General features: G+C 54.7%; 15 protein-coding genes. 4 read left to right on the top strand and 11 right to left on the bottom strand.

Annotation, left to right across the window (positions count from 1 at the left end):
• Nucleotides 1–167: 167 nt before the first annotated feature.
• Together ACR0LN_RS00445 and ACR0LN_RS00440 are read right to left on the bottom strand one after the other, a co-directional pair.
• A complete protein-coding gene (locus ACR0LN_RS00445; protein WP_480426878.1) occupies nucleotides 168–3,287 on the bottom strand; it encodes an efflux RND transporter permease subunit in 3,120 nt (1,039 codons plus the stop codon).
• On the bottom strand, nucleotides 3,288–4,379 hold the full coding sequence (locus tag ACR0LN_RS00440; RefSeq protein WP_480426875.1) for an efflux RND transporter periplasmic adaptor subunit: 1,092 nt from the start codon (nucleotides 4,377–4,379) through the stop codon (nucleotides 3,288–3,290).
• Nucleotides 4,380–4,708: 329 nt separating this feature from the next.
• On the opposite strand from ACR0LN_RS00440, the gene ACR0LN_RS00435 reads away from it, so the two are divergent.
• The 3 genes from ACR0LN_RS00435 to ACR0LN_RS00425 all read left to right on the top strand — a co-directional run bounded on the left by ACR0LN_RS00435 (nucleotide 4,709) and on the right by ACR0LN_RS00425 (nucleotide 7,326).
• Entirely contained in the window at nucleotides 4,709–5,569 is an 861-nt protein-coding gene (locus ACR0LN_RS00435; protein ID WP_480426872.1) for a hypothetical protein, read from the top strand.
• Complete coding sequence (locus tag ACR0LN_RS00430; RefSeq protein ID WP_480426869.1) at nucleotides 5,566–6,330, top strand: hypothetical protein; 765 nt, start codon at nucleotides 5,566–5,568, stop codon at nucleotides 6,328–6,330. Before ACR0LN_RS00435 ends, ACR0LN_RS00430 begins: the two co-directional genes overlap by 4 nt.
• 177 nt (nucleotides 6,331–6,507) lie before the next feature.
• On the top strand, nucleotides 6,508–7,326 hold the full coding sequence (locus ACR0LN_RS00425; protein ID WP_480426867.1) for a DUF2189 domain-containing protein: 819 nt from the start codon (nucleotides 6,508–6,510) through the stop codon (nucleotides 7,324–7,326).
• An 89-nt stretch (nucleotides 7,327–7,415) separates the two neighbouring features.
• Here the strand turns inward: ACR0LN_RS00425 and ACR0LN_RS00420 are convergent, their stop codons facing one another.
• The 4 genes from ACR0LN_RS00420 to ACR0LN_RS00405 all read right to left on the bottom strand — a co-directional run bounded on the left by ACR0LN_RS00420 (nucleotide 7,416) and on the right by ACR0LN_RS00405 (nucleotide 13,875).
• On the bottom strand, nucleotides 7,416–7,586 hold the full coding sequence (locus ACR0LN_RS00420) for a hypothetical protein (protein ID WP_480426866.1): 171 nt from the start codon (nucleotides 7,584–7,586) through the stop codon (nucleotides 7,416–7,418).
• A gap of 89 nt (nucleotides 7,587–7,675) precedes the next feature.
• Nucleotides 7,676–10,768 carry an efflux RND transporter permease subunit gene (locus ACR0LN_RS00415; protein ID WP_480426864.1) on the bottom strand — a complete coding sequence of 1,031 codons (3,093 nt, stop codon included), beginning with the start codon at nucleotides 10,766–10,768 and terminating at the stop codon, nucleotides 7,676–7,678.
• Nucleotides 10,768–11,865 carry an efflux RND transporter periplasmic adaptor subunit gene (locus ACR0LN_RS00410; RefSeq protein WP_480426861.1) on the bottom strand — a complete coding sequence of 366 codons (1,098 nt, stop codon included), beginning with the start codon at nucleotides 11,863–11,865 and terminating at the stop codon, nucleotides 10,768–10,770. Before ACR0LN_RS00410 ends, ACR0LN_RS00415 begins: the two co-directional genes overlap by 1 nt.
• 219 nt (nucleotides 11,866–12,084) lie before the next feature.
• Complete coding sequence (locus ACR0LN_RS00405; RefSeq protein WP_480426858.1) at nucleotides 12,085–13,875, bottom strand: adenylate/guanylate cyclase domain-containing protein; 1,791 nt, start codon at nucleotides 13,873–13,875, stop codon at nucleotides 12,085–12,087.
• A 272-nt stretch (nucleotides 13,876–14,147) separates the two neighbouring features.
• On the opposite strand from ACR0LN_RS00405, the gene parA reads away from it, so the two are divergent.
• Nucleotides 14,148–14,786, top strand: coding sequence for a ParA family partition ATPase (parA, locus tag ACR0LN_RS00400; RefSeq protein WP_480426855.1), 639 nt, complete (start codon nucleotides 14,148–14,150; stop codon nucleotides 14,784–14,786).
• Between the two features lie 218 nt (nucleotides 14,787–15,004).
• On the opposite strand, the gene ACR0LN_RS00395 is transcribed toward parA, so the two are convergent.
• Genes ACR0LN_RS00395 through ACR0LN_RS00375 form a run of 5 tightly spaced genes read right to left on the bottom strand, consistent with a single transcriptional unit; the run spans nucleotide 15,005 to nucleotide 20,411 of the window.
• Nucleotides 15,005–16,501 (bottom strand): aldehyde dehydrogenase (NADP(+)), encoded by a 1,497-nt coding sequence (locus tag ACR0LN_RS00395; protein ID WP_480426854.1) that lies wholly within the window; start codon nucleotides 16,499–16,501, stop codon nucleotides 15,005–15,007.
• A gap of 10 nt (nucleotides 16,502–16,511) precedes the next feature.
• Nucleotides 16,512–17,660, bottom strand: coding sequence for a fumarylacetoacetate hydrolase family protein (locus ACR0LN_RS00390; RefSeq protein WP_480426851.1), 1,149 nt, complete (start codon nucleotides 17,658–17,660; stop codon nucleotides 16,512–16,514).
• Nucleotides 17,657–18,439, bottom strand: a complete 783-nt coding sequence (locus tag ACR0LN_RS00385; protein WP_480426849.1) for an alpha/beta hydrolase — start codon at nucleotides 18,437–18,439, stop codon at nucleotides 17,657–17,659. Before ACR0LN_RS00385 ends, ACR0LN_RS00390 begins: the two co-directional genes overlap by 4 nt.
• A 2-nt stretch (nucleotides 18,440–18,441) precedes the next feature.
• Entirely contained in the window at nucleotides 18,442–19,065 is a 624-nt protein-coding gene (locus ACR0LN_RS00380; RefSeq protein ID WP_480426847.1) for a helix-turn-helix domain-containing protein, read from the bottom strand.
• A complete protein-coding gene (locus ACR0LN_RS00375) occupies nucleotides 19,062–20,411 on the bottom strand; it encodes a substrate-binding domain-containing protein (protein WP_480426845.1) in 1,350 nt (449 codons plus the stop codon). Before ACR0LN_RS00375 ends, ACR0LN_RS00380 begins: the two co-directional genes overlap by 4 nt.
• Nucleotides 20,412–20,416 lie beyond the last annotated feature (5 nt).

Raw genomic sequence — 20,416 nt, 5'->3', positions numbered from 1 at the left:
TGTAGGTTCGACAAAGCCGCGTTCCAAGTAGACGCAACTCGAAAAAAGCTCTTGCTTCTCCTTCAGGCGTGAAAGGAAATCGTAGCTGAATCCAAAGGTAAGATACCGTGTAAGATTGGGCTGGAGCGGTTCTCTTCATCGAGTGTTGTGTGAGCCGTCCACCATAGTTAGCTGGAACTCGGTTTCTTGCCTGAAGCCCGTTCTCGCAAACGTTCCACGACGACATAAAGGACGGGAACCAGCACTAGGCTTAAAACAGTTGCGACCAGCATGCCCCCAAATACGGCGGTTCCAAGAGAGCGCCGCGCTGCAGATCCAGCACCAGTTGCAATAACCAGTGGTACAACCCCCAGGATAAAGGCGAAGGCGGTCATTAGCAGGGGCCTTATTCGGATACGCGCGGCCTCCATCGCTGATTCCTCGATCGACAGACCTTCCTGACGCCTACGCCGGGCAAATTCGACGATGAGAATGGCTCCTTTGCTCGCCAGACCGATCAGCATGACGAGCCCGATCTGGCAATAGATATTGTTGTCGTAACCACGCAGCCATTGCGCGACCAAGGCCCCAAAGATCGCGAGTGGAACCGCCAGCAATACCATGAGGGGCATAACAAAGCTTTCGTACTGGGCAGCCAGAAACAGGAACGCAAAGATGACCGCCAGAGCGAAAAGGATCGGAGCCACATTGCCAGCCTTGATTTCCTGATAGGCGTTTCCGGTCCACTCAAACGTGTAACCCCTTGGAAGCGTCTGTTTAGCCAAGGTTTCCATGGCGGTGATCGCCTGACTTGAGCTGTGCCCCTGCCCCGCAGCGCCACTGATGCTGGTTGATCGGAACAGGTTGTAGTGGTTAATGGTGCGCGCTCCGATTTGGGGCTGCAACTTTACCAAAGCACTCAACGGCACCATACTGCCCTGATCATTTCGTACATAAAGCCGACCGATATCTTCTTCGGCTTGTCTGGCATCTACATCAGCCTGCAAATAGACTTTGTAAACCCTGCCATAGACGTTGAAATCATTAACGTACACACCGCCCAAAAAGGTCTGAAGCGCATCAAAAACGTCGCCAATCGAGATCCCCTCGGTCAGAGCTTTGGTACGATCAAGTTCGATATGCAGCTGCGGTGTGCTTGCGGAAAATGGGCTATATAGCCCGGACAACTCAGGCAGGGCATTTCCACCTGCAACCATATCCCGCGTCGCCTGTTCCAGATCTTGTAGTGAGCCACCGGTTGTGTCCTGTAACTCGAACTGGAACCCGCCGGTTGGCGAAAGACCAAAGATGGGGGGCGGGTTAAATGTGGTAAGTATTCCGCCCGGAATTTCATCGAATCGCGCCTGCGCCTTGGCCATGAGCGCGGTTACACTTTCGCCCGACCCCCTCCGTTTGTCCCACGGTTCGAGAACTGCGAACAGATTGCCCTGATTAGGTGCTGACGTGTTTGTCAAAACGCTGAAGCCCGTGAACGTGATTACGCCTTTGATACCGGGGAGATCGTGCAAAATTTCATAAGCCTCATCGACAACCTTTTGGGTTTGCCCAACGGCTGTACCTTCCGGGGTTTCCAAACTGATAATGAAATAGCCTTGATCTTCGTTCGGGATGAAGCCCACGGGCACAACCGTAAACATGTAGATAGTTCCAGCCAACAGTGCCACAAAGCCCAATGCCACGGGTTGCCAAACCCGGATGAACAAACCAACTACGGCCTCATAACGCGGCGTAAACCAGGCGAAGCCAGCGTCGAATTTCTGGATGATCTTGGCCTTTGGTCGCGCTCCACCCAGCAGCAAACCACACAGAGCCGGGCTGAGAGTCAGAGCGTTGATCGCTGAAATCGCGACAGCAGACGCAATCGTCAGGGCGAATTGCTGGTATAGCTTTCCTGTCAGCCCCGGCATCAGGGCAACAGGAATGAAAACCGCCATAAGAACCAGAGAGGTGGCAACAATCGGACTGGTGACTTCGTCCATCGCACGCCGGGCAGCTTCCTTGGGATCTGTCTCGCCGTTCTCGATATGCCTCGACACGTTCTCGACCACGACAATTGCGTCATCAACAACCAGCCCCACCGCCAGCACGAGGCCAAACAACGTCAGCAGGTTGATGGAAAAGCCCAGTGCATACATCAATGCGAAGGTACCGATCAGACAGACCGGAATCGTAATCACCGGGATAAGCGCTGCCCGCAGATTGGGTAGAAAAATCACAATGACAAAAACGACAAGCAGGATTGCTTGTCCCAGTGTTAAAAGAACATCCCGAATGGCTTCGCGATCGAAGTTCGTCGTATCGTAGATAACTGTATATTCCAGCCCTTCGGGGAAATCCTGAGACAATTCTGCCATGGTCTCGCGAACCTGCGACGCCAACTGCAGAGCGTTGGCGCCCGGCAACTGCATGACACCCAGACCCACCGTCGGACTGCTGTCCAGCGTAGAATTGAAGGAATAATCTTCTGCACCCAGTTCTACGCGCGCCACGTCCTTAAGCCTTATGACAGCGCTGTCCTCGCCGATGCCCAGAACGATATCTTCGAACTCTTCCTTGCTTTGCAGCCGCCCCTTTGCAGTCAGTGTCAGTTGGAATTTCTGGTTGGCACCGTTGGGCGGTGCGCCCAAAGCCCCGGCAGCGACCTGCTGATTTTGTTCTGTGACCGCGTCATATACATCGGACGCGGTCAGGCCGAGGCTCGCCATTTTTTCGGGATCAAGCCAGATCCGCATGGCATAGACCCGTTCCCCCCAAACCATCACCGTCCCAACACCCGGAATACGCTTGAGGCGATCCGTGATGTGGATGTCCGCGTAGTTCGAGATGAAAAGTTCGTCGAACTGACCGTTTGGCGAAATAAGGTTGACCCCCATTGTCAGGTCAGCCGACTCTTTGGTGACTGTCACACCCGATGCGACAACCTCATCCGGGAGTTGCGCCATTGCCGTGGAAACCCTGTTTTGCGTATCCACGGCTGCAATACTAAGGTCGTACCCCTCTTCGAAAGTGACCGTTATGTTCGAGGTGCCGTCATTCGAGCTTGTCGATGCCATATAAACCATGCCCTCGACCCCGTTGATTTGCTCCTCAAGGGGGATGGTTACTGCCTCTTCGACAACCTCGGCGCTGCCGCCGGTATACGTGGCGCTGACGACAACAGTTGGGGGCACAACTTCGGGGAATTCACCGACGGGAAGCAACGGTATCGAAATCAAACCGGCGATCACGATGACCAGCGCGATAACTGACGCAAACACGGGCCGGAAGATGAAGAACCGGCTCAGCATTCAGCCATCAGCCTTGTCTGCATCCGAACCGGCGGTTGGTTTTTTGACATCGACGGCCATGCCGGATCGGACGCGCTGTTGACCCTGCGTGATCACAACTTCGCTGTCCTTGAGTCCTGTGGTTACAATGCGGCGACCTTCATAATTGCGACCAACAGTGACCCGACGCATTTCGGCCTTGCCGCTTTTGTCGACGACAAAAACAAAGAACCCAGCTTGATCCTGCGAAATCGCTTCAGAGGGTACAGTTATCTGGCCTGACTGCTTGGTAAGCTGAATATCCACTTTGGCATACTGACCAGGGCGCAAGGTTTTTTCGGGATTGGGAAACACTGCCCGCACAGCAATTGTGCCCGTCTTGGGATCAATGCCCGGTGCGGAAAAGTCGAGAGATCCGGAATGCGGATGGACGCTGCCATCAACCAGCGTGATCGCAACTTTCAAATCCGGATCTGCCGATCTGTATTTTTCCAGTTCGAGAAATTGCGTTTCGCTTGGGCTTACGTAGATGTGCAGCGGATCCATCTGGACCAACTCAGTCAGAACGGTGTCATTCGCCGAAACGACGTTACCGACATCCTGAAAAACACGTCCAATTCGCCCATCGATTGGGGCGGATACCGTGGCATAATCGAGGTTGACCTGTGCCGAGGCCAGCGCGCCCTGGCTACTTTCTAGGTCACCCTTGGCTTGGGCCGCGTCGGTGGTCGACTTGTCCAATTGCTCCTGCGCAACGGTTCCATCACTTGCCAAAGCGGAGTAGCGTTCCCTTTCTCTGACGGCGAAATCAAAACCGGCTTGATTCTTGTCCCGCTCGCCCAATAGGCGTTTAAGTTCAGTTTCATAGGGACGTTGGTCGATTACGAACAGGGTATCGCCTTTGACGATATCTGTGCCCTCTTCGAAGGGGCGGGATTCAACGTGGCCATCGACACGTGATCGCACTGACACTGTGTTGGGGGACTCGGTACGTCCGGTCAACTCAAGGAAAAGCGGCACCTCTTCTGTCGTGGCTTGGGCAACGACAACCTTCGGTGCTGGGGGTGATGTTTCCTTCGTTTCTTCCTCAAAACAGGCGGTAAGAAAAGTCATCACGCACAGCGGCAGTAGATGGCGTACTGTCCGGTTGTTATCCGTTTTCCAGCACCCTATCCGCAACGAAACCTCCCAAAGCAAAACACTATAAACTAGGGGTAGGTTATTTTGTCGAAGGTGGAATCGACAACTGTTTTGTACGCCGCTTAAATTTTAGGGCGCTCTCTTAAGAACCAAGTGGGGATGAGCAAGCGGCTGTAAGCGCTACAGAAAACAATTATATTGCGTCTGGGTTGATTGAAAATCTGTCTGGCAAAGACCTAAGTTGCTAAAGAGGCTCAGGCCGGTATCTTGGGGCAGTATATTTACTAAAAGGGTGATTTGGGATGGTATCATCTCGGTTAAACAAGGGGCTGCTGCTTTGCGTTCTTTTCGCAATGTTGCCGGGGTGTGGCAGCAAGGCACAAGATCAAGGTGCAACATCTGAGGCAGCGGCCCAAACCGATCCCGTAAGCAAGTCTTCTTCATTTGGATCGACGGGGATTGATCCTGCAACCTATGCTGGCCGCTTCCAGATCAAGCTGGATAAAGAAGTGCCTCTGCGTGACATACCCGTTCCCTTCACGGTCTACGGCGGCCTTGAGGAATCCAGCCCGACCCGCCTGCGTTTGAGGGCCTTCGTGGATCTGCGCGGATTGCAGGAAAAGACACCCGAGATTCTGACAGGCCCACTGGAAGAAACCTGCAAACGTCAGATATACCTGAAGATTGAGAACGTCACCGCCAAAGGCGAAACAGTTCAGATCGAAGGCTCAACCCGCGCGCAGTTTACGACTTGCAACAGGCGCGAAGAACCGGGCTTTCGTTACTTTGGGGCCACTGTAGATGCGGTTGCGGTCGCAAAGGCAGCAGTTAAAGGCCAATGCCTGACCTTCAGTATCGAAAGCGTCGATCTTGATCCGCGGGGATTTATCGGCGCAGTCTCCAACCTCTTTGGCCTGACAAATCGCATTAACGATGCAGTTCTGGAAAAGGGTGGCGAGTTTTTGGAGGCCCACCCGGTTTGTCCGCCGTTGCCTGAGGAATTTTCTGTCCTTGATCCAAGTTACGACTCCGGCGGCACGCGCGAAATAGCCCCGGGCGGTATGGGAGCAGCAATCGTTGGATCGGCTGATGTTAGTGCCGAAACAATTGTTAAAGTCCTCGGAGGGCTTAAAGAACTTGGCGTATTGGAGTTTGCCGAATGAGACTTTGGCTTTTGATCCCGGTCTTCATGGCAGCCGTTCTTGGCGCGACAGCGCCCCGCGCACAACAGGTGAACTTTATCATCGACGCGAAACTGCCAGTGCGTGATACCGAATTGCCGTATACGCTTGACTTGAACCTCAGCGCGGTAGCTCCCACTCGGATGGGTGTGGGCGCGCTTCTTGATCTGCGCGAAGTCCAAAAACTTGCGCCAGAGCGATTGGCCGACAATGCAATTGTCGACAACTGCGGCCTACAAGTCCGGCTTGATGACATAAGTCTCAAGGCGCAAGGCGATGCGATTGGTCTGAATGGAGATGTTACAATCACGATCTTCGAATGCAGCCGAACCGGTGAAACCAACTTTCAAAGGGGCGACAAAAAAAGAGCTATTTTGGCGAACATGTCCACCGAAGCGACTGTAGAACTACGCGACAATTGTGCTTATTTCAAACTCATCGGTCTTACACTCTCGGCGCCGGAAGAACAGCGCGAGCAACTCCTAGAAGACGACACGCTCGACTCTGTGAAAGAACTTATGCTGACCGCCGTAGACCTTGTACTCAACGAAACACCTTTGTGCCCAGAGCTACCTGCCGAACTCGCATCGCTTGACCCGGTTTACGACAGTGGTGGGCCGAAGGAAATCGGAGAGGGAGGGCTAGGTGTGTATCTGGACGGATCTGTTGACGTCAGTCCTTCAACAATTCTGGACATCCTTACGGTTCTTCAACAGCAAGAGCTTATTCCCGGACGACCATAAGCAAAGGTCTCTTGGGTTCCTAAAGACATTTGCGCGGGAAACTAAGCCGCCATACTCCCTGCTTGTCCTTGCGACCCAGCTAAGGCACACTCGTGTGCAGATAAGAAAGGTCTGTTTTTGCCGCAGGGGTTCTAGGCAAATTGCCAGTGCTGCGCCTTGCTTTCGGAGGAGTGTGTCATGACATCCAAGACCGCAGGCCCTAAGCCGCCCGACAAAATGACACCGCAGCATCAGTCCATGCCCGAGATCAACAAAGTGACTGCGGATGACATCACCGCATCGCTTAAAACCGGATTTTCCGACTTTCTTGCCAGACCGTTCATGAGCGGCTTCTTCGGCCTGTTCTATGCGATTTTCGGAATTCTGTTTGTTTGGTGTCTGGTGTGGCTTGGTAAGATCTGGATGATCATTCCCGCCATTGTCGGATTTCCGCTGGTCGCTCCTTTCGCCGCAGCCGGGCTTTATGAGATGTCGCGCCGACTGCAGAAGAACGAGAGCTTTGGTTGGTCTGATATCCTTGCCGTCATGGCCAACCAACGCAAACGCGAAATGGGCTGGATGGCTTTTGTCACCCTGTTCATTTTTTGGGTGTGGATTTACCAGATCAGGCTTTGGTTGGCGATCATCCTGCAGAAGGCTTCCTTCTCGGACTTTGACGGGTTCTTGAACACTGTATTCTTCACGCCGCAGGGTTGGACTTTTCTTGCGGTTGGCACCTGTGTCGGAGCATTTTTGTCGGCCGTCCTGTTTTCGGTGACCGTCATCGCCATGCCCATGCTGCTCGACCGAGAAACCAACTTTGTCTCTGCCATGCTCACGTCCCTTCGCGTCGTTTCGGAAAATCCGGTGGTCATGCTCACCTGGGCGGCGATCATCTCGATCACAATGCTCTTGTCGTTGGTGCCCGCGTTTCTGGGTTTGATCTTTACCCTGCCGATCCTTGGTCACGCCACGTGGCATCTCTACCAGCGGGCGGTGCCACCAGCAGAGGGATGATCTATCCGTTGCGCGTGCACAATAGCTAAACTTAAACCCGACGGCGTCTTTTTACGACCTAGCAGAATTGGACAAAAGTCTTCCCAATCTCACTTCGGCGTTTCTCCAAAGTACCCTCCGAAGAAAGCAATCATTGCCACCAGAACACCGATCAGGATTGCGATTACCCAAAGTGCCCCGCTGCCTTTCGCGAAATATCCCAACGAAAGAAGACCAACCACAAAGATGCCGACCAAAAAATACAAAATTGTATTGTCCAACTTCCGCCCCCCTACAAAGACAATTCAAGAAATTCCGTCGTGCTTCGTTTCCGCGACACACGCACGCCAATACGACTTAAAATCCTGACTCAAACGCCGCTCGGCAATTGCCGAATTCCATGAAATGTTGCGTACAAAACAGGGATCAGGATCATTGTGAGCATCGTACCTACCGTCAGTCCGCCCATGATCGTGACGGCGAGGCCGACCCAAAACACGTCGGGCAACAGAGGTATTACGCCCAAGACCGTGGTTGCTGCGGCCAGTACCACTGGACGAAGCCTTGACGCACCGGCATTCAATACAGCGTCGTAACCCGGCTGACCTTCGGCCAAGTTATCGTTGATCTGGTCGATCAGAACGATTGCATTTTTGATCATCATACCAGCCAAACTCATACCCCCGAGCAGTGCAACAAATCCAAACGGCGTATTCGTGAGCAGCAAGCTTGGGACGATACCTATAAGTACAAACGGTACGGTCAGGAAAATGACCAGCGGTCTTCGGTAAGAATTGAACAGTCCAACCACGATAAGCGCCATGACCGAAAACGCCGGGATCATCCCCGGTATCAATGACGCTTGCGCAGATACGGTGTCCTCATACTCTCCGCCCCATTCCATGCTGTATCCCGGTGGCAAGTCGGCCTCCAAGGCGTCAAAATTCGCAAGAACGGCTGCGCGATAGCTTGGCAGTGTGACACTATCAATCGGATTGGCCTGAACGGTCAAAACGCGACGCCGGTCGCGGCGATTGATTGTGGGATCTTCGGGTTGAATGTTCACGCTGCGCACGACCTGGGCCAACGGCACAGGCTCAACCGAAAACGGTGACTGCATCTGTAGCAGTTCAAAGTTATCCACCGCAGCGACGTCTTCCGCACCGGGCCGAACGATGATCGGCAGCAGCTCGTCACCCTCGCGGTACAGGCCAACCGAACGTCCGTCAAAGGCGCGTTTCGTCGTGTTGCCCAAATCTTCGTAGGTGATACCGGTCCAGCGCGCGCGGTCTTGATCGTAGTCGGGAACGGTTTTCAGAACGCGGTTGCGCCAATCGGTGCGCGCCACTTTTGTCCAAGGATGCTGATCCAGTATCGCAACCGCCCTGTCGCCGATTTCCCTCAGTGTGTCGGGATCGGCGTCCGCCGGACCTATGATACGGTTCTCAAACGCCCATGTATTGCTGGGGCCGACGCCGAACTGACGTGTAAATGACGTCGCCTCGGGCATATTGGCCGATATCCAAAGCGAGATTTCCTTGGTCATCTCGGGAATGTCTCGGTAATCCTCAACGTTCACGATGACTTGCGCGTAGGACGGGTTTGTGCCCTCTGGGTCAACCGGCAGGTAGAAGCGGGGTGGGCCAGCTCCGATAAAGCTGGCGATACCCGTCACACGATCATCCATTTCCACCTGTTCTTCGATCCGCTTGACCGCTTCGGAGACAGCCTCGATCCGAGTTCCCTCGGGCGCGTAATAGTCAATCATGTATTTGGTCATCGACGAGGTCGGGAAGAACAACTGCGTGACGGAACCAAAGCCAACCCCTGCGATGACCAGCGCGCCCACAGCCACCCCAATAGTCAGGTATCGAACGCGGATCGCCGCGGCCAGAAAACGGCGATAAACGGCGTAAAGACCAGTGTCGAACGTCTCGCTTGCTCCTCCCTTGGGTTCGGGCAACATGGCAACGCATTGCAGCGGCGTGACAGTCATCGACAACAGCCAGCTGACCAAAAGCGCGATGCCAACGACCGAGAAGAGGGTTCGGCAATACTCCCCAGCGCTCTCAACCGAAGCGAAAATCGGATAGAAAGCCATGACCGCTACGAAGGTAGCCCCTAGTAACGACATAGCGGGGCGGGTCGCCGCGTCGATCGCCGCCTTCGCCCGGTCCATTCCCTGTGACATACGAACCATTGCGCCATCCGCCACAACGATCGAGTTGTCGACCATCATGCCCAGCGCAATGATCAATGCGCCCAGAGACATCCGTTGAAGATCTATGCCCAACGCCGCCAACGGAATGAAGGTGGTAAGTATCGTCAGGATAAGCCCACTGCCAATGATGAACCCCATCCGAAGGCCCATCGCCAATGTCAAAACAACCAGAACGATGGCCACCGCTTGGCCAAGGCTTATCAGAAAACTGCTAACCGCGAGGTTTACGTCATCGGACTGCCAATGAACCCGTTCAACCTCGATGCCTACCGGTAGGCCCGCGATCAGTTCTGATACTTTTGCGTCTACCGCTTCGCCAACGCTGACGACGTTGACACCAGACTGAAATGATATCGCCAATCCAATCGACGGAAGGCCGTTGTAGCGCATCATAGTTGTTGGCGGATCGGCGTAGCCTTCCTTGACCTCGACAATTTCACCCAGCCGCAACAGTTCTGGCCCCCGTATTTGGCCGCTTTGCGCCTGATCCAGACCGCTTGGCCGCACAACCAGATCGGCGATGTCAGTTGGGCTGGCGAAGGTGCCGCTTGGAGCGATGCGCATGCGGTAGTCGCCAATATTGACCCTTCCTGCATCCACAATCGCATTCTGCGTCTGCAGGGTATTGAAGATGGTCTGAGCAGAAACGCCCAGCGCGGCCAAAGCTTCTTCTCTAGTTTCCAGATAAATGACCCTGTCACGCTCTCCCCACAGATCGACGCGCCCTACCCCGTCGATCAGTGAAAGCTCTCGTTTGAAGTCTTCGGCAAAGCCGTCAAGTTCCTGAGCTGAAAACCCATCAGACGTCATCGCCAACAGAAGGCCAAAGACATCGCCGAAATCATCGTTGATTGCGGGGCGACCTGCACCGGGCGGCAGATCGGTTTCTACGTCTCGGACTTTGCGGCGCAGCGTATCCCAAATCTGCGGCAGTTGGTCAGACCAATAGTTCGGACGGATCTCGACTTTGATAGTCGACAATCCAGCCCGACTTTCGCTGGAGATATAGTCGATTTCCTTGATTTCCTGAAGCTTGAGCTCAATCCGCTCTGTGACCTCCTGCTCAACCTCTTCAGGACTGGCCCCTGGATAGGGCGTAGTTACAACCGCAGTCTTGATCGTGAATTCAGGATCTTCCAACTGCCCCAGGCTGAAGAATGCTGAAACGCCACCCAACGTGAGCATGACAACCGTAAACCAAATGAATTTGGCGTTGCGGATCGAGAACGCGGCCAGGCCCATTACTCTTCATCCTCAACAAGAAGCGATACTTTCTGCCCCTCTCGAAGTGAATTCGCTCCGGCGGTTACAACCACATCGCCAAACTCGAGACCTTCGCTGATGGCCACTCCTTGGGATCGCGGCGTTCCAAGCGCAACTTTCCGTGCGCTTACAGTTTCTGAGCCGGTGTCGAACACCCAGACATGCGGGTCGGCCCCACCTTCGGGTACGAAAACCGCGCTGGCGGGCACCATGATCGCGTCAAAGGGCTCGTGCCCTTCTTTTGGCTTACCGCGCACGCGACCAGCCATGCCAGGCAGAACAAGCGAGTCCTCTGGTTGGTCCATAATCAACGTGACAGGGAAGGTTCGGGTCGTGGCCGAAGCTTCTGATCCAATCTCACTGATTTCAGCAGGCAATACCACGTCCCCTAACGCGTCAAAGGTGACGGTAATGTCCTCGATATGCGGGATCAGGGCGATGTATCGCTCGGGGATGTCGATCACGACCTCGATACGCTCAGAATCCAGAATTCTGAGAACCGGGGTCTGCGCGGCGACTTCTTCGAAGTCCTCGATGTATTTTGCCACGACACGGCCATCAAATGGTGCGGCCAGGCTTGTATAGGTCAAGTCCAGAGTCGCCCGGTCCAACGCGCCCTGCACCGAATTTATCGCCGCTTGCGCCGATGTCTCACCCGCGACGAACCGATCAAGCGTTGCCTGAGCTGCGACATCTTTCTCAACCAATGAGCGCTGCCGGTCCGTTTGCAGTTTGGCATTGTCGAACGTGGCCTGCGCGCTTTGAAGTTCTGCGGTCAGCCTGTCGACCTCGGCCTGATACGGCGCAGGGTCCAAAGCCGCAACAACATCCCCTTTCGCCACAAGGTCGCCAACCTGTACGTCCACGCCGACGACATTGCCCGGCACGCGAAACGCCAAAGACACTTCGCGAGCCGCCCTGGCCGTTCCGACGAAATATCGGTCATGCATACTGGACAGGTCGGTGATCTCGGTTGCTCTGACCGGACGGATAACCGTTTCAGACGTTTCTTCTTCTTTTTCCCAACATCCTGCGAGCAATAAGAAGACAAAAAGCCAAACAGATATTCTCTTCATTCCCCCCTCCCGTGCTGACCGTTTTGCTTTAGCTGTCTTCGCGAAGGTGGCCTAACCTGCGAATTCGGCGGCAAAAGATGTTTGAATGGTACGCGCTTATCAAACAAAGTCAAAAATCGGAATTTGTTGAATAAATATCAGATCGGAACTTGCTGCGGACCAACCCGCACCTCAACCGATCGTCGCCTTGTCACCTTCAGCACTGTTCGGGCCTAGCGACTAGTCTATTGTTAGCGAATAAATTTCGACCAACTCCTCTCGACCGCGAAGCTTGTGTGCGCCAATGCGCTCAAATTCTATCGGCTCGACCAAGGCGCTTCGAACAGAGCTGGAAACAAGAATATTCGCTTCGGATTGTGTGTTGCCCAACACCCGTCCAGCTTCTTCAAGACGCTGGGCGACGTTCACCGCATCCCCGACCACGGTATAACTTAGCCTTCCTTCGCTGCCGATGTTACCAACAACGACACGACCGATATGGATGCCGATTCGCAGTCTAACTGAGAAAGGTAAGCCCGCCTCTTGCCGTTCATTTCGATTGTATTGCTTAATCCACTGAGCGATCTCAATCGCTGCGTGGCACGCAAGATCGGCCGCGTCATCCTGATGCTCCAGAGCACCCCATATGGCCATCACCGAGTCGCCGATAAATTTGTCGATAGTGCCCCGGTTTTTCTGAATGCAATCGGCAAGCCCGGCAAAGTGGTCATTCAGGAACAATGCCGTTTGGTGGGCCGTCAGATGTTCCGACTGGGTCGTGAACTCGACGATATCCGTAAACATTATTGCGACATCTCGGTGAGATGAATTGATCTGCTTACCTGCATGCTGACGCATCAATTGACGGACTAGGCGCTTGGGCACATAAAGCTCAAACCACCGCAAGCCATCCAGCATGAAGTTGTAAGAGCGCGCTGCCTCATCCAGTTCGCGAAAGAACGATCCCTCAATTTCAGCGATGTTTGAAACATCAAGATCATGAACACGCTTTGCACTGTCGGATAGTCGCCGCACCGGCTTTGCGATTTTCTGACCGATCAAAGCCGCAGTTCCGGCCGAAATAACCGCCATGATAAGGCAAAAAATAATCGCCCATCTCAGCCGAGCGGCTTCCGCAATAATGTCATGAGCCTCAAAATAAGTAGCAACTGTAAGCGGTTGAACGCCGTAATTGGACAACTCTTCAAAGAATACGACGTATTCCCAATCCGCGTAAGCTACGAAACGGGTGTTTGCACCGGTCAGAAAGTATTTGGCGACGCTAAAACGATCATTCGGCAGCCACATTGCCGCAACAATTGGATCAGAGAAACGATCTTGCTGCGGAAGCGGCGACGCGCGGTTCAAGCCGGCATAGCCAAACGCCATAAGCGGGTGGGCCAAAACAGAATTTCGCCCATACAACATGAAAACATTTGCGCCGAATTCCATTTCCTGATCAGCCAGAAACTCTGACAATTTCACGACAGAAACCCACGCTGAAAGAACGCCGACTATGCGGCCATTTTGAATGATTGGCTTCTGGTAACTCAGCACAGACTGGCCGTATTCTTCGCGCCACAGAATACCACCCCAATGGGCTTTTCCAGTTTCAATTGCCTTATCGATAAGGTGGCGCAGATCCACATCATCCCCAAGTTTCAAAAATATCGGCAATGTCTCGTCTTCGGCGCGTTCGACACCTGTCAGAATCTGTTGTCTGTCAATGAACTGAATACGCAGAATTTGCGGGGTTGCCGAAACAGCACCAAGCAACAGGCTAACAAACTCCTCCGAGCCATCTGGCTCTACTTCCCCTGTCGAAATTCTGCTCCCAATAAAATCGATCTGATCGGAAGCTGCGGTCAGATAGCGCTCTACCTGTTGGCGTTGGGTGCCAATAATCAGCTGTGCTTTTTGCGTCAGTAACTCTGAGGTATTGCGGTAGCCAACGACCAGCCCCACCCCCAATACGCCAGCGACCGAGGTCAAAACAAAAAAGCCCAGCCCAAGCGCCAAAGCGACCGACATAGAGGCATGCCATTTGCCGCCATTTGCTTGGTCAAATTTTGGTTTTATGCCCCCCATAACCCGCCCCGTGACCGAGACCATCCCATGGTGTCATTCGACAAATTATATACAATTTCTTGAATTTTTTAAAGTTTTGCGTGCTAGGCAGCGTCTATTGATCAGGGATAGCAGCGACCAATACTTTCACTTACCTGCGAAGGAAAAAAGAAGATCGCCTTTTTCTCATCCAAGCCTTATGCTGCACTGCAGAAGAGCTCTTGGAGGCTTGGGATATGAGCGGTCGAATTATCTGTGTGGCGCAGCAAAAGGGAGGTTCCGGCAAGACTACTCTCGTGACCAACTTGGCGACGGCATATTTGTCCGAAGGCAAAAGCGTTGTCCTATTGGATACCGATCCACAAGGCAGTCTTGGAAAATGGTTGGATATTCGCGAAGAGACACTTGGCGAAAGTTCACAGCTTCAGTTTTCTACTGCGACTGCTTACGGGGTTTCACGCGCTATCCGGGGGATCGGAGGAGAGGCCGACGTAGTTCTGATTGATACACCGCCGAAGGCTGACAGTGACGTTCGCTGGGTCTTGCGAGAATCCGATTTAGTCTTGATACCTGTCTCTGCCAGTCAGGCCGATGTGTGGGCAACCCAGGATATTTTGGACTTGGCGGGCCGGGCTGGGAAGCCGACACATATTGTCATGAACCGAACACGTGCTGGCACGCGCGTTGGTGAACACGTTGCACAATCGGTGGCCGAGCTTGAGGCCAGGCAATTACAGTCCGCGCTGGCCAATCGTGTAATTTACGCAGAAGCGCTGGGGCGGGGCTTAGGTGCAATGGAAGCGAAAAGGAACGATGTCGCCTTTGATGAAGTCCGCGCGTTGGCTAAGGAAGTATCTTCTATCCTAGAGTTGTAAATCAGTTGCATGCAGCACTGTTGTTTTCGTCGATTATCCGCTCCGGTGCACTTTCAGGTATTGGGTGATGGCGCTGAAGCACCTCAGAACGGCACTCGCAATTGTCGATATCTTTCTGTTTTGGCAATTTGCATAAGCCAGCCCACATCAACCAGTGTTGTTTCGATAAGTACAACCAAACTCTGCCCAAATGTCATTAACATTCGATCTATGGAATATTACAAGCCAATGCTGATCTCTTCAGGTAAATTCTGGTAGCAAACTGGCCGCAAGAAGCGGCGGATCGAAAGAGTGCCTACGCTTGTTGCCCCGAAGTTTGTCGATGCAGGATAGGGCCCGCCATGCACCATACTATCGGCGACTTCAACTCCGGTGGGGAAACCGTTGAACAACACGCGACCTGCTTTGCGTTCCAAAACTGGCATTAACTTGGTCGCGTGCATAGCATCGGCAGGCTCCATATGCAAAGTTGCGGTTAACTGACCCTCCAGCGTTCGTGCGATAGAGGTAAAATCAGCGACATCCCTTACGACGACGACAACGCCCAACGGCCCAAAAACTTCATGCGCCAAGACTGGATTGGCTTTGAAGGCGTCAGCCGAGACCCTATAAAGAAATGCACTCGCATCACGGTTTTCAGTTGTTCCGGAAACCACCGCCGTTACTTCAGGGGCAGATGCGATACGGTCACGCCCTTCGCAAAACGCTTGGGCTATACCGTCTGTCAGCATGGTTTGAGGGGCCGTTTCTCGCAGTGCAGCGGTAGCCTCGGCGATGAAGGCCTCGGCGTCCGGCCCTTCCGGCACAAGGGCAATTCCGGGATTGGTGCAGAACTGCCCCACTCCCATGGTCAAGGACGCGGCCCAGCCTTGCGCAATGTCGGTACCGCGTGATTTAAGGGCTCCGGGCAGCAAGAACATAGGGTTGACCGATCCGAGCTCTCCAAAAAATGGGATGGGCTCATCGCGCGCTGCACACAGGTCGAACAAGGCGCGACCGCCACGTAGGGACCCTGTAAAACCTACGGCTTTGATGAATGGATTCTGAACCAATGCACCTCCTACAGCGACACCACCATCCTGCACAAAGCTGAACACCCCTGGATGCAGGCCAAGGGCCTGGCGGGCAGCGTCGATAGCCTCGGCCACGATCTCGCCCGTGCCCGGATGTGCCGGATGGCCTTTGACAACCACAGGGCAGCCTGCTGCCAAGGCGGCTGCGGTATCGCCACCTGCAGTCGAGAACGCCAACGGAAAATTGGACGCTCCGAATACGGCCACCGGACCGATCGGGCGTTGCACCATTTTCAGATCCGGGCGCGGCAATGGCTGACGATCCGGCAAGGCCGCGTCATGGCGGTAATCCAGATAAGCACCATCACGGATATGGTTCGCGAACAGGCGTAACTGTCCCGTGGTGCGTCCCCGCTCACCTTCCAGCCGTGCTGCAGGCAGACCGGTTTCAGCGCAGCCGATCACAGTGATCTCTGCGCCGCGCTCCTCGATCGCATCGGCAATGCGGTCCAAAAATACAGCGCGTGCTTCGCGCGAGGAATACCCATAGGACCAAAAGGCCTCCTCTGCTGCGGCACAGGCTTTATTCACTAGTGTCGGCGTGCCTGCCCAATAGGTTTTGGCATCGCCGGTCGCGGGGGCGGATTGAAAGCTGTCTTTGCCTGCCATCCATTCCCCGCCAATCAGGCTGTGTCCGTTCATGTCAAATTCCTCAGATCAGTTTGCGTGCGGCAAGGTTTTTTATCAAAGCGCTGGTGCCAAAAACCCAAGGTGGGCATTCGGTGGAAAGCCTTACCGTGTTGGCCAGCCGTCCAAGCGCGGGGTTCGATATTTCGACCAAATCACCCATTTTGTGCGTGAAGCCGCCGCCGGGAGTGTCCCGGTCCTGCGTGGGCGCAAAGAGCGTACCCAACATTAGAAAGAAGCCATCCGGGTATTGGTGATGCGCTCCCCATGCCTGCCCTACGAGATCTTCAGGATCACGGCTGATTTCGGCCATCGAACTGGAACCGTGCAAGTCGAACCCTTCTTCACCGGTTACCCGCAATGTCAGTTCCGTTTGCCGGACATCATCAAGATCATAACTGTCATCAAACAGTCGTAGCATTGGGCCAAGAGCGCATGAGGCATTGTTGTCCTTGGCCTTGCCCAGCAAAAGCGCCGAGCGTCCCTCGACATCGCGCAGGTTTACGTCATTACCAAGGGTCGCGCCCTTGATGCGACCAGCGCTGTCCACGGCCAGAACCACCTCGGGTTCCGGGTTATTCCAGGTTGAGATCGGGTGCAGCCCAACGCTGGCGCCGAAGCCAACTGCCGACATCGCTTGCGATTTCGTAAACACTTCGGCATCCGGCCCAATCCCGACCTCCAGGTATTGCGACCAAACATCCTCGGCGATCAGTGCATCTTTCAAAGCCATCGCCTTGTCCGACCCCGGCACCACGTCGCGCAGGCTATCACCGAGAATCTCGGTGCAGCGCGCGCGGATGGCGTCGGCTTTTGCCGGATCACCCTTGGCTTTTTCTTCGATCACGCGTTCCAGCATTGAAGACACAAAGGTCACACCGCAGGCCTTGATCGGTTGCAGGTCTGGCGGGGCAAGAAGATAGGGCTTGGACAGATCCGGCGTTTCCGTCGAATTGGCGCTGATATCTTCGACACTGCCAACATCTGCCCCATCGATGGCGTGCGCTGCAGCGGCCGGATCATCCAGTTCCAGTAGCGCCTGCATCGTCGGCACGTCTGATGAGGTAATATCAACCAAACGGTCGCCACGCCGGGCCACCACAGCGGGACCCTGCGCATGAGGTAACCATATACGGCCGACGAACGTTCCGGTGTCAGGTAGGTTCAGTGTCATTCGGTATTTCCCAGAGCATAGAGTTTGGACAGAAGCGCATCGGCATGATCACAGGCGGCCCAAGTCAGTGACATGTGGTCTGCCTTGTCGATCACGTGCCAATCGGCGTTTTCGGATTGCGACATCAGTGCACCGCCCCGCAGATACTCGGGCGTTTCAGCACTGCCGTTGATGTAGAGAACGGGCGGGCGATCTGCCTCGGGTGACAGCGTAAAATTCTTCGTCTCATCCGTTGTAAGCCGCAATTCCGGTTGCAGGAAAGACAAACGCACTGGAGCCAGATCATAAACTCCGCTGAGCGACAAAACCCCGATCGTTCGTTCCGCCAACGCGTCATCAGACAGCGCGGACAGCGCAAGATGTGCGCCTGCAGAATGCCCAATCAGGACGAAGCGCGCCGACGGAAAGGCCTGGGCCAATTCGAGCAAGCCAGCTTTTGTATCTGCCACGACATCGGCCAATCGCACCTCAGGCATCAAGCGGTATTCCAGGTTGGCAACCGCTGCCCCAGCAGACAGAAAACCCGGCATCATAAACCGATGCGTTTCCGCCTGAAGCGCACGCCAATAGCCGCCATGAATGATCACCGGCAATACCGACTGCGGCCCGGTGCCCTCGGCCCATTCCACCCATTGGCGCGGATGATCGCCATACGCAACACGCGTAAAACGCAATTGCCTAGCGACGGCGTCGCTGTCCTGTGCCATCCGCTCCAAAGCTCCGGGAAAATCGGGAATGACCTCGGAAAATTTGAACTGACTATCCCAATAGGCCTGCATTTCTAAACCCCTGCGTCTTCAATTTGGCCATAGGCGTGTTTCAATGCGCGTATCTGCATTTCGCTCGCTCCGCGGGTCGAATTCAGAACAAGGCCCAGCAATACGATGTCGCTTGCTGTGCTTTCGACGGGTATCAAGGCAACATTGGTGCGGCGGGCAATTGGGCCCTCCAACCAGCGCAAGCCCGTTTCCGTCACTTCTCCTATCTCAAAGCCAGGGATGGTTTCGAACCCATACACCTGTTGCACGGGCGTTCCACGTGTCTCACGTCCGATTGAATGTGGACCCATGTGCAACTCAAGGTCCTGCGCGATTGCCACAAAAGACGTAAGCTGGGTGCTTTGTCGCAATTGCAGAAGAAGGGGTTGTACCAGCGGTGCTAACCGCCCTGCTCCGAACCCTTGAAGGCCTATCCGAATAGCGGACATTCCAGGCAGGTAGTACCCCTGCGTATCCCTGCGCAGCATCCCCTCTGCCTCAAGCGTGGCAATGTGGCGATAGCCGCTGCTGGGAGGCAGCCCCGCCGCCCGAATAAGACCTGCCGGAGAGGCATGAGCGCCAACTCCTGGAGCAGTGATCAGAGCCTCAAAGACTTCAACTGCACGCGCATATGCGGATTGGGTCATCCTGTGGCACTCCCTCTGATGGTTCGTTTGGTGCTGCGCAAGGCAGGTCCCTGCGACAGGATCGCCTCGTCTGGTAGATCCCAGGCGACGTGTAACTCAGCCCATGTGTCAGCTTTGACCGAAGCCGTTTCCAACCCTCTCGGCAGGACAATCTGAACAGGCTCTTCCACACGCTGCGGCACGGTGTTTCCGCCAAGTATATCAAGGGCCAACCCCAGCGCCCGCGCGCCCATGCTGGCCGGGTAGTCCAGCGCAGCCATCGGCACTTTGTAGTGCAGGCAAAGCTTGTACATCTCATTCAGATCACCACCGGTATGGGCGGGCACATCAAAACCAGATTCCAAGAACCGTCGAACTGACCCAACACCCTGAAGACCACTGTCGCACCAGACGCCGTCCGGCGGTCGCCGCGCCTCGGCCAGCACTTTGTCAATTGCGGCATAGCCCCCTGCTTCGGTCCAATCGGTGTAACTGACGTTTTCGACACGGATGCCCGGGAACTCGGAAAATACAGCCAATGCGGCTTGCTGCCGCCGGAGCGCGGGGCTGGCCCCGTCAAGGCCGCTCAGCATCCAGACCCGCCCTTTCCCAGACAAGTGTTCCGCCATCCAATGCGCACTGATACGACCAATTCGATGATCAGAAGCAGTTACGAATGACACCAGCGACGATCGATCATTTGGGCGCCGGTCGACCGCAACAATCGGCAATCCTTGGGCTGAGAGAATAGCCAACCGGTCGCTCAGCGCCTGATCGTTTATTGAGGTGATCGAGATCAGCAGCAGATCGATCTCTTGCGCCATCAACTCGTCAATCTGCCGAAGCTGCAACGCTGGATCGTCGTTTGCATCCAGCACAACAAGCGCTTCGATCTGAGATTGCGCAATCCGCTCGGCGTAAAACAGGCTCTGCAGCATCGCGCGGCGCCAGGCATTGCTGGTTGATGCGTTGGAAAAGCCGATACGATATGGGGCCGCGCGCTGATACCGGCTGGCATCGACGGTCCGAACCAACGCGGGGTCCCATTCCAGTTCTGGCGCGCTTTCCTGAGACCCTGACCCGGTTGTTCCGGGCCGGGCAGACAATTTTTTACCTTCGGCGGTATCGGGTACTTCAAGCGTGGCGAAGATCATCTGCCTTGCTTTTGGCCCAAGCCGCAGAAACCCGTGGTCAAAGCGTTCCAACCACTCCGCTGCAACCATTGCCCGCAGAAGGCCAAAGCCAGTTGAACGGGTGACACCCAAAACCTCGAGGATATCATGCGTTCGGCGCGGCGTGTTATGCACGTCGAACCCTTTCAGGATCGTCGCGATACGCTGCACATTCGATTTGTCATCCTGAGACATGGGAA

Source organism: Ruegeria sp. AA6, assembly GCF_056542865.1.
Note: the sequence above shows the minus strand (reverse complement) of the source record. Positions and strands in the feature narration are given on the sequence as shown.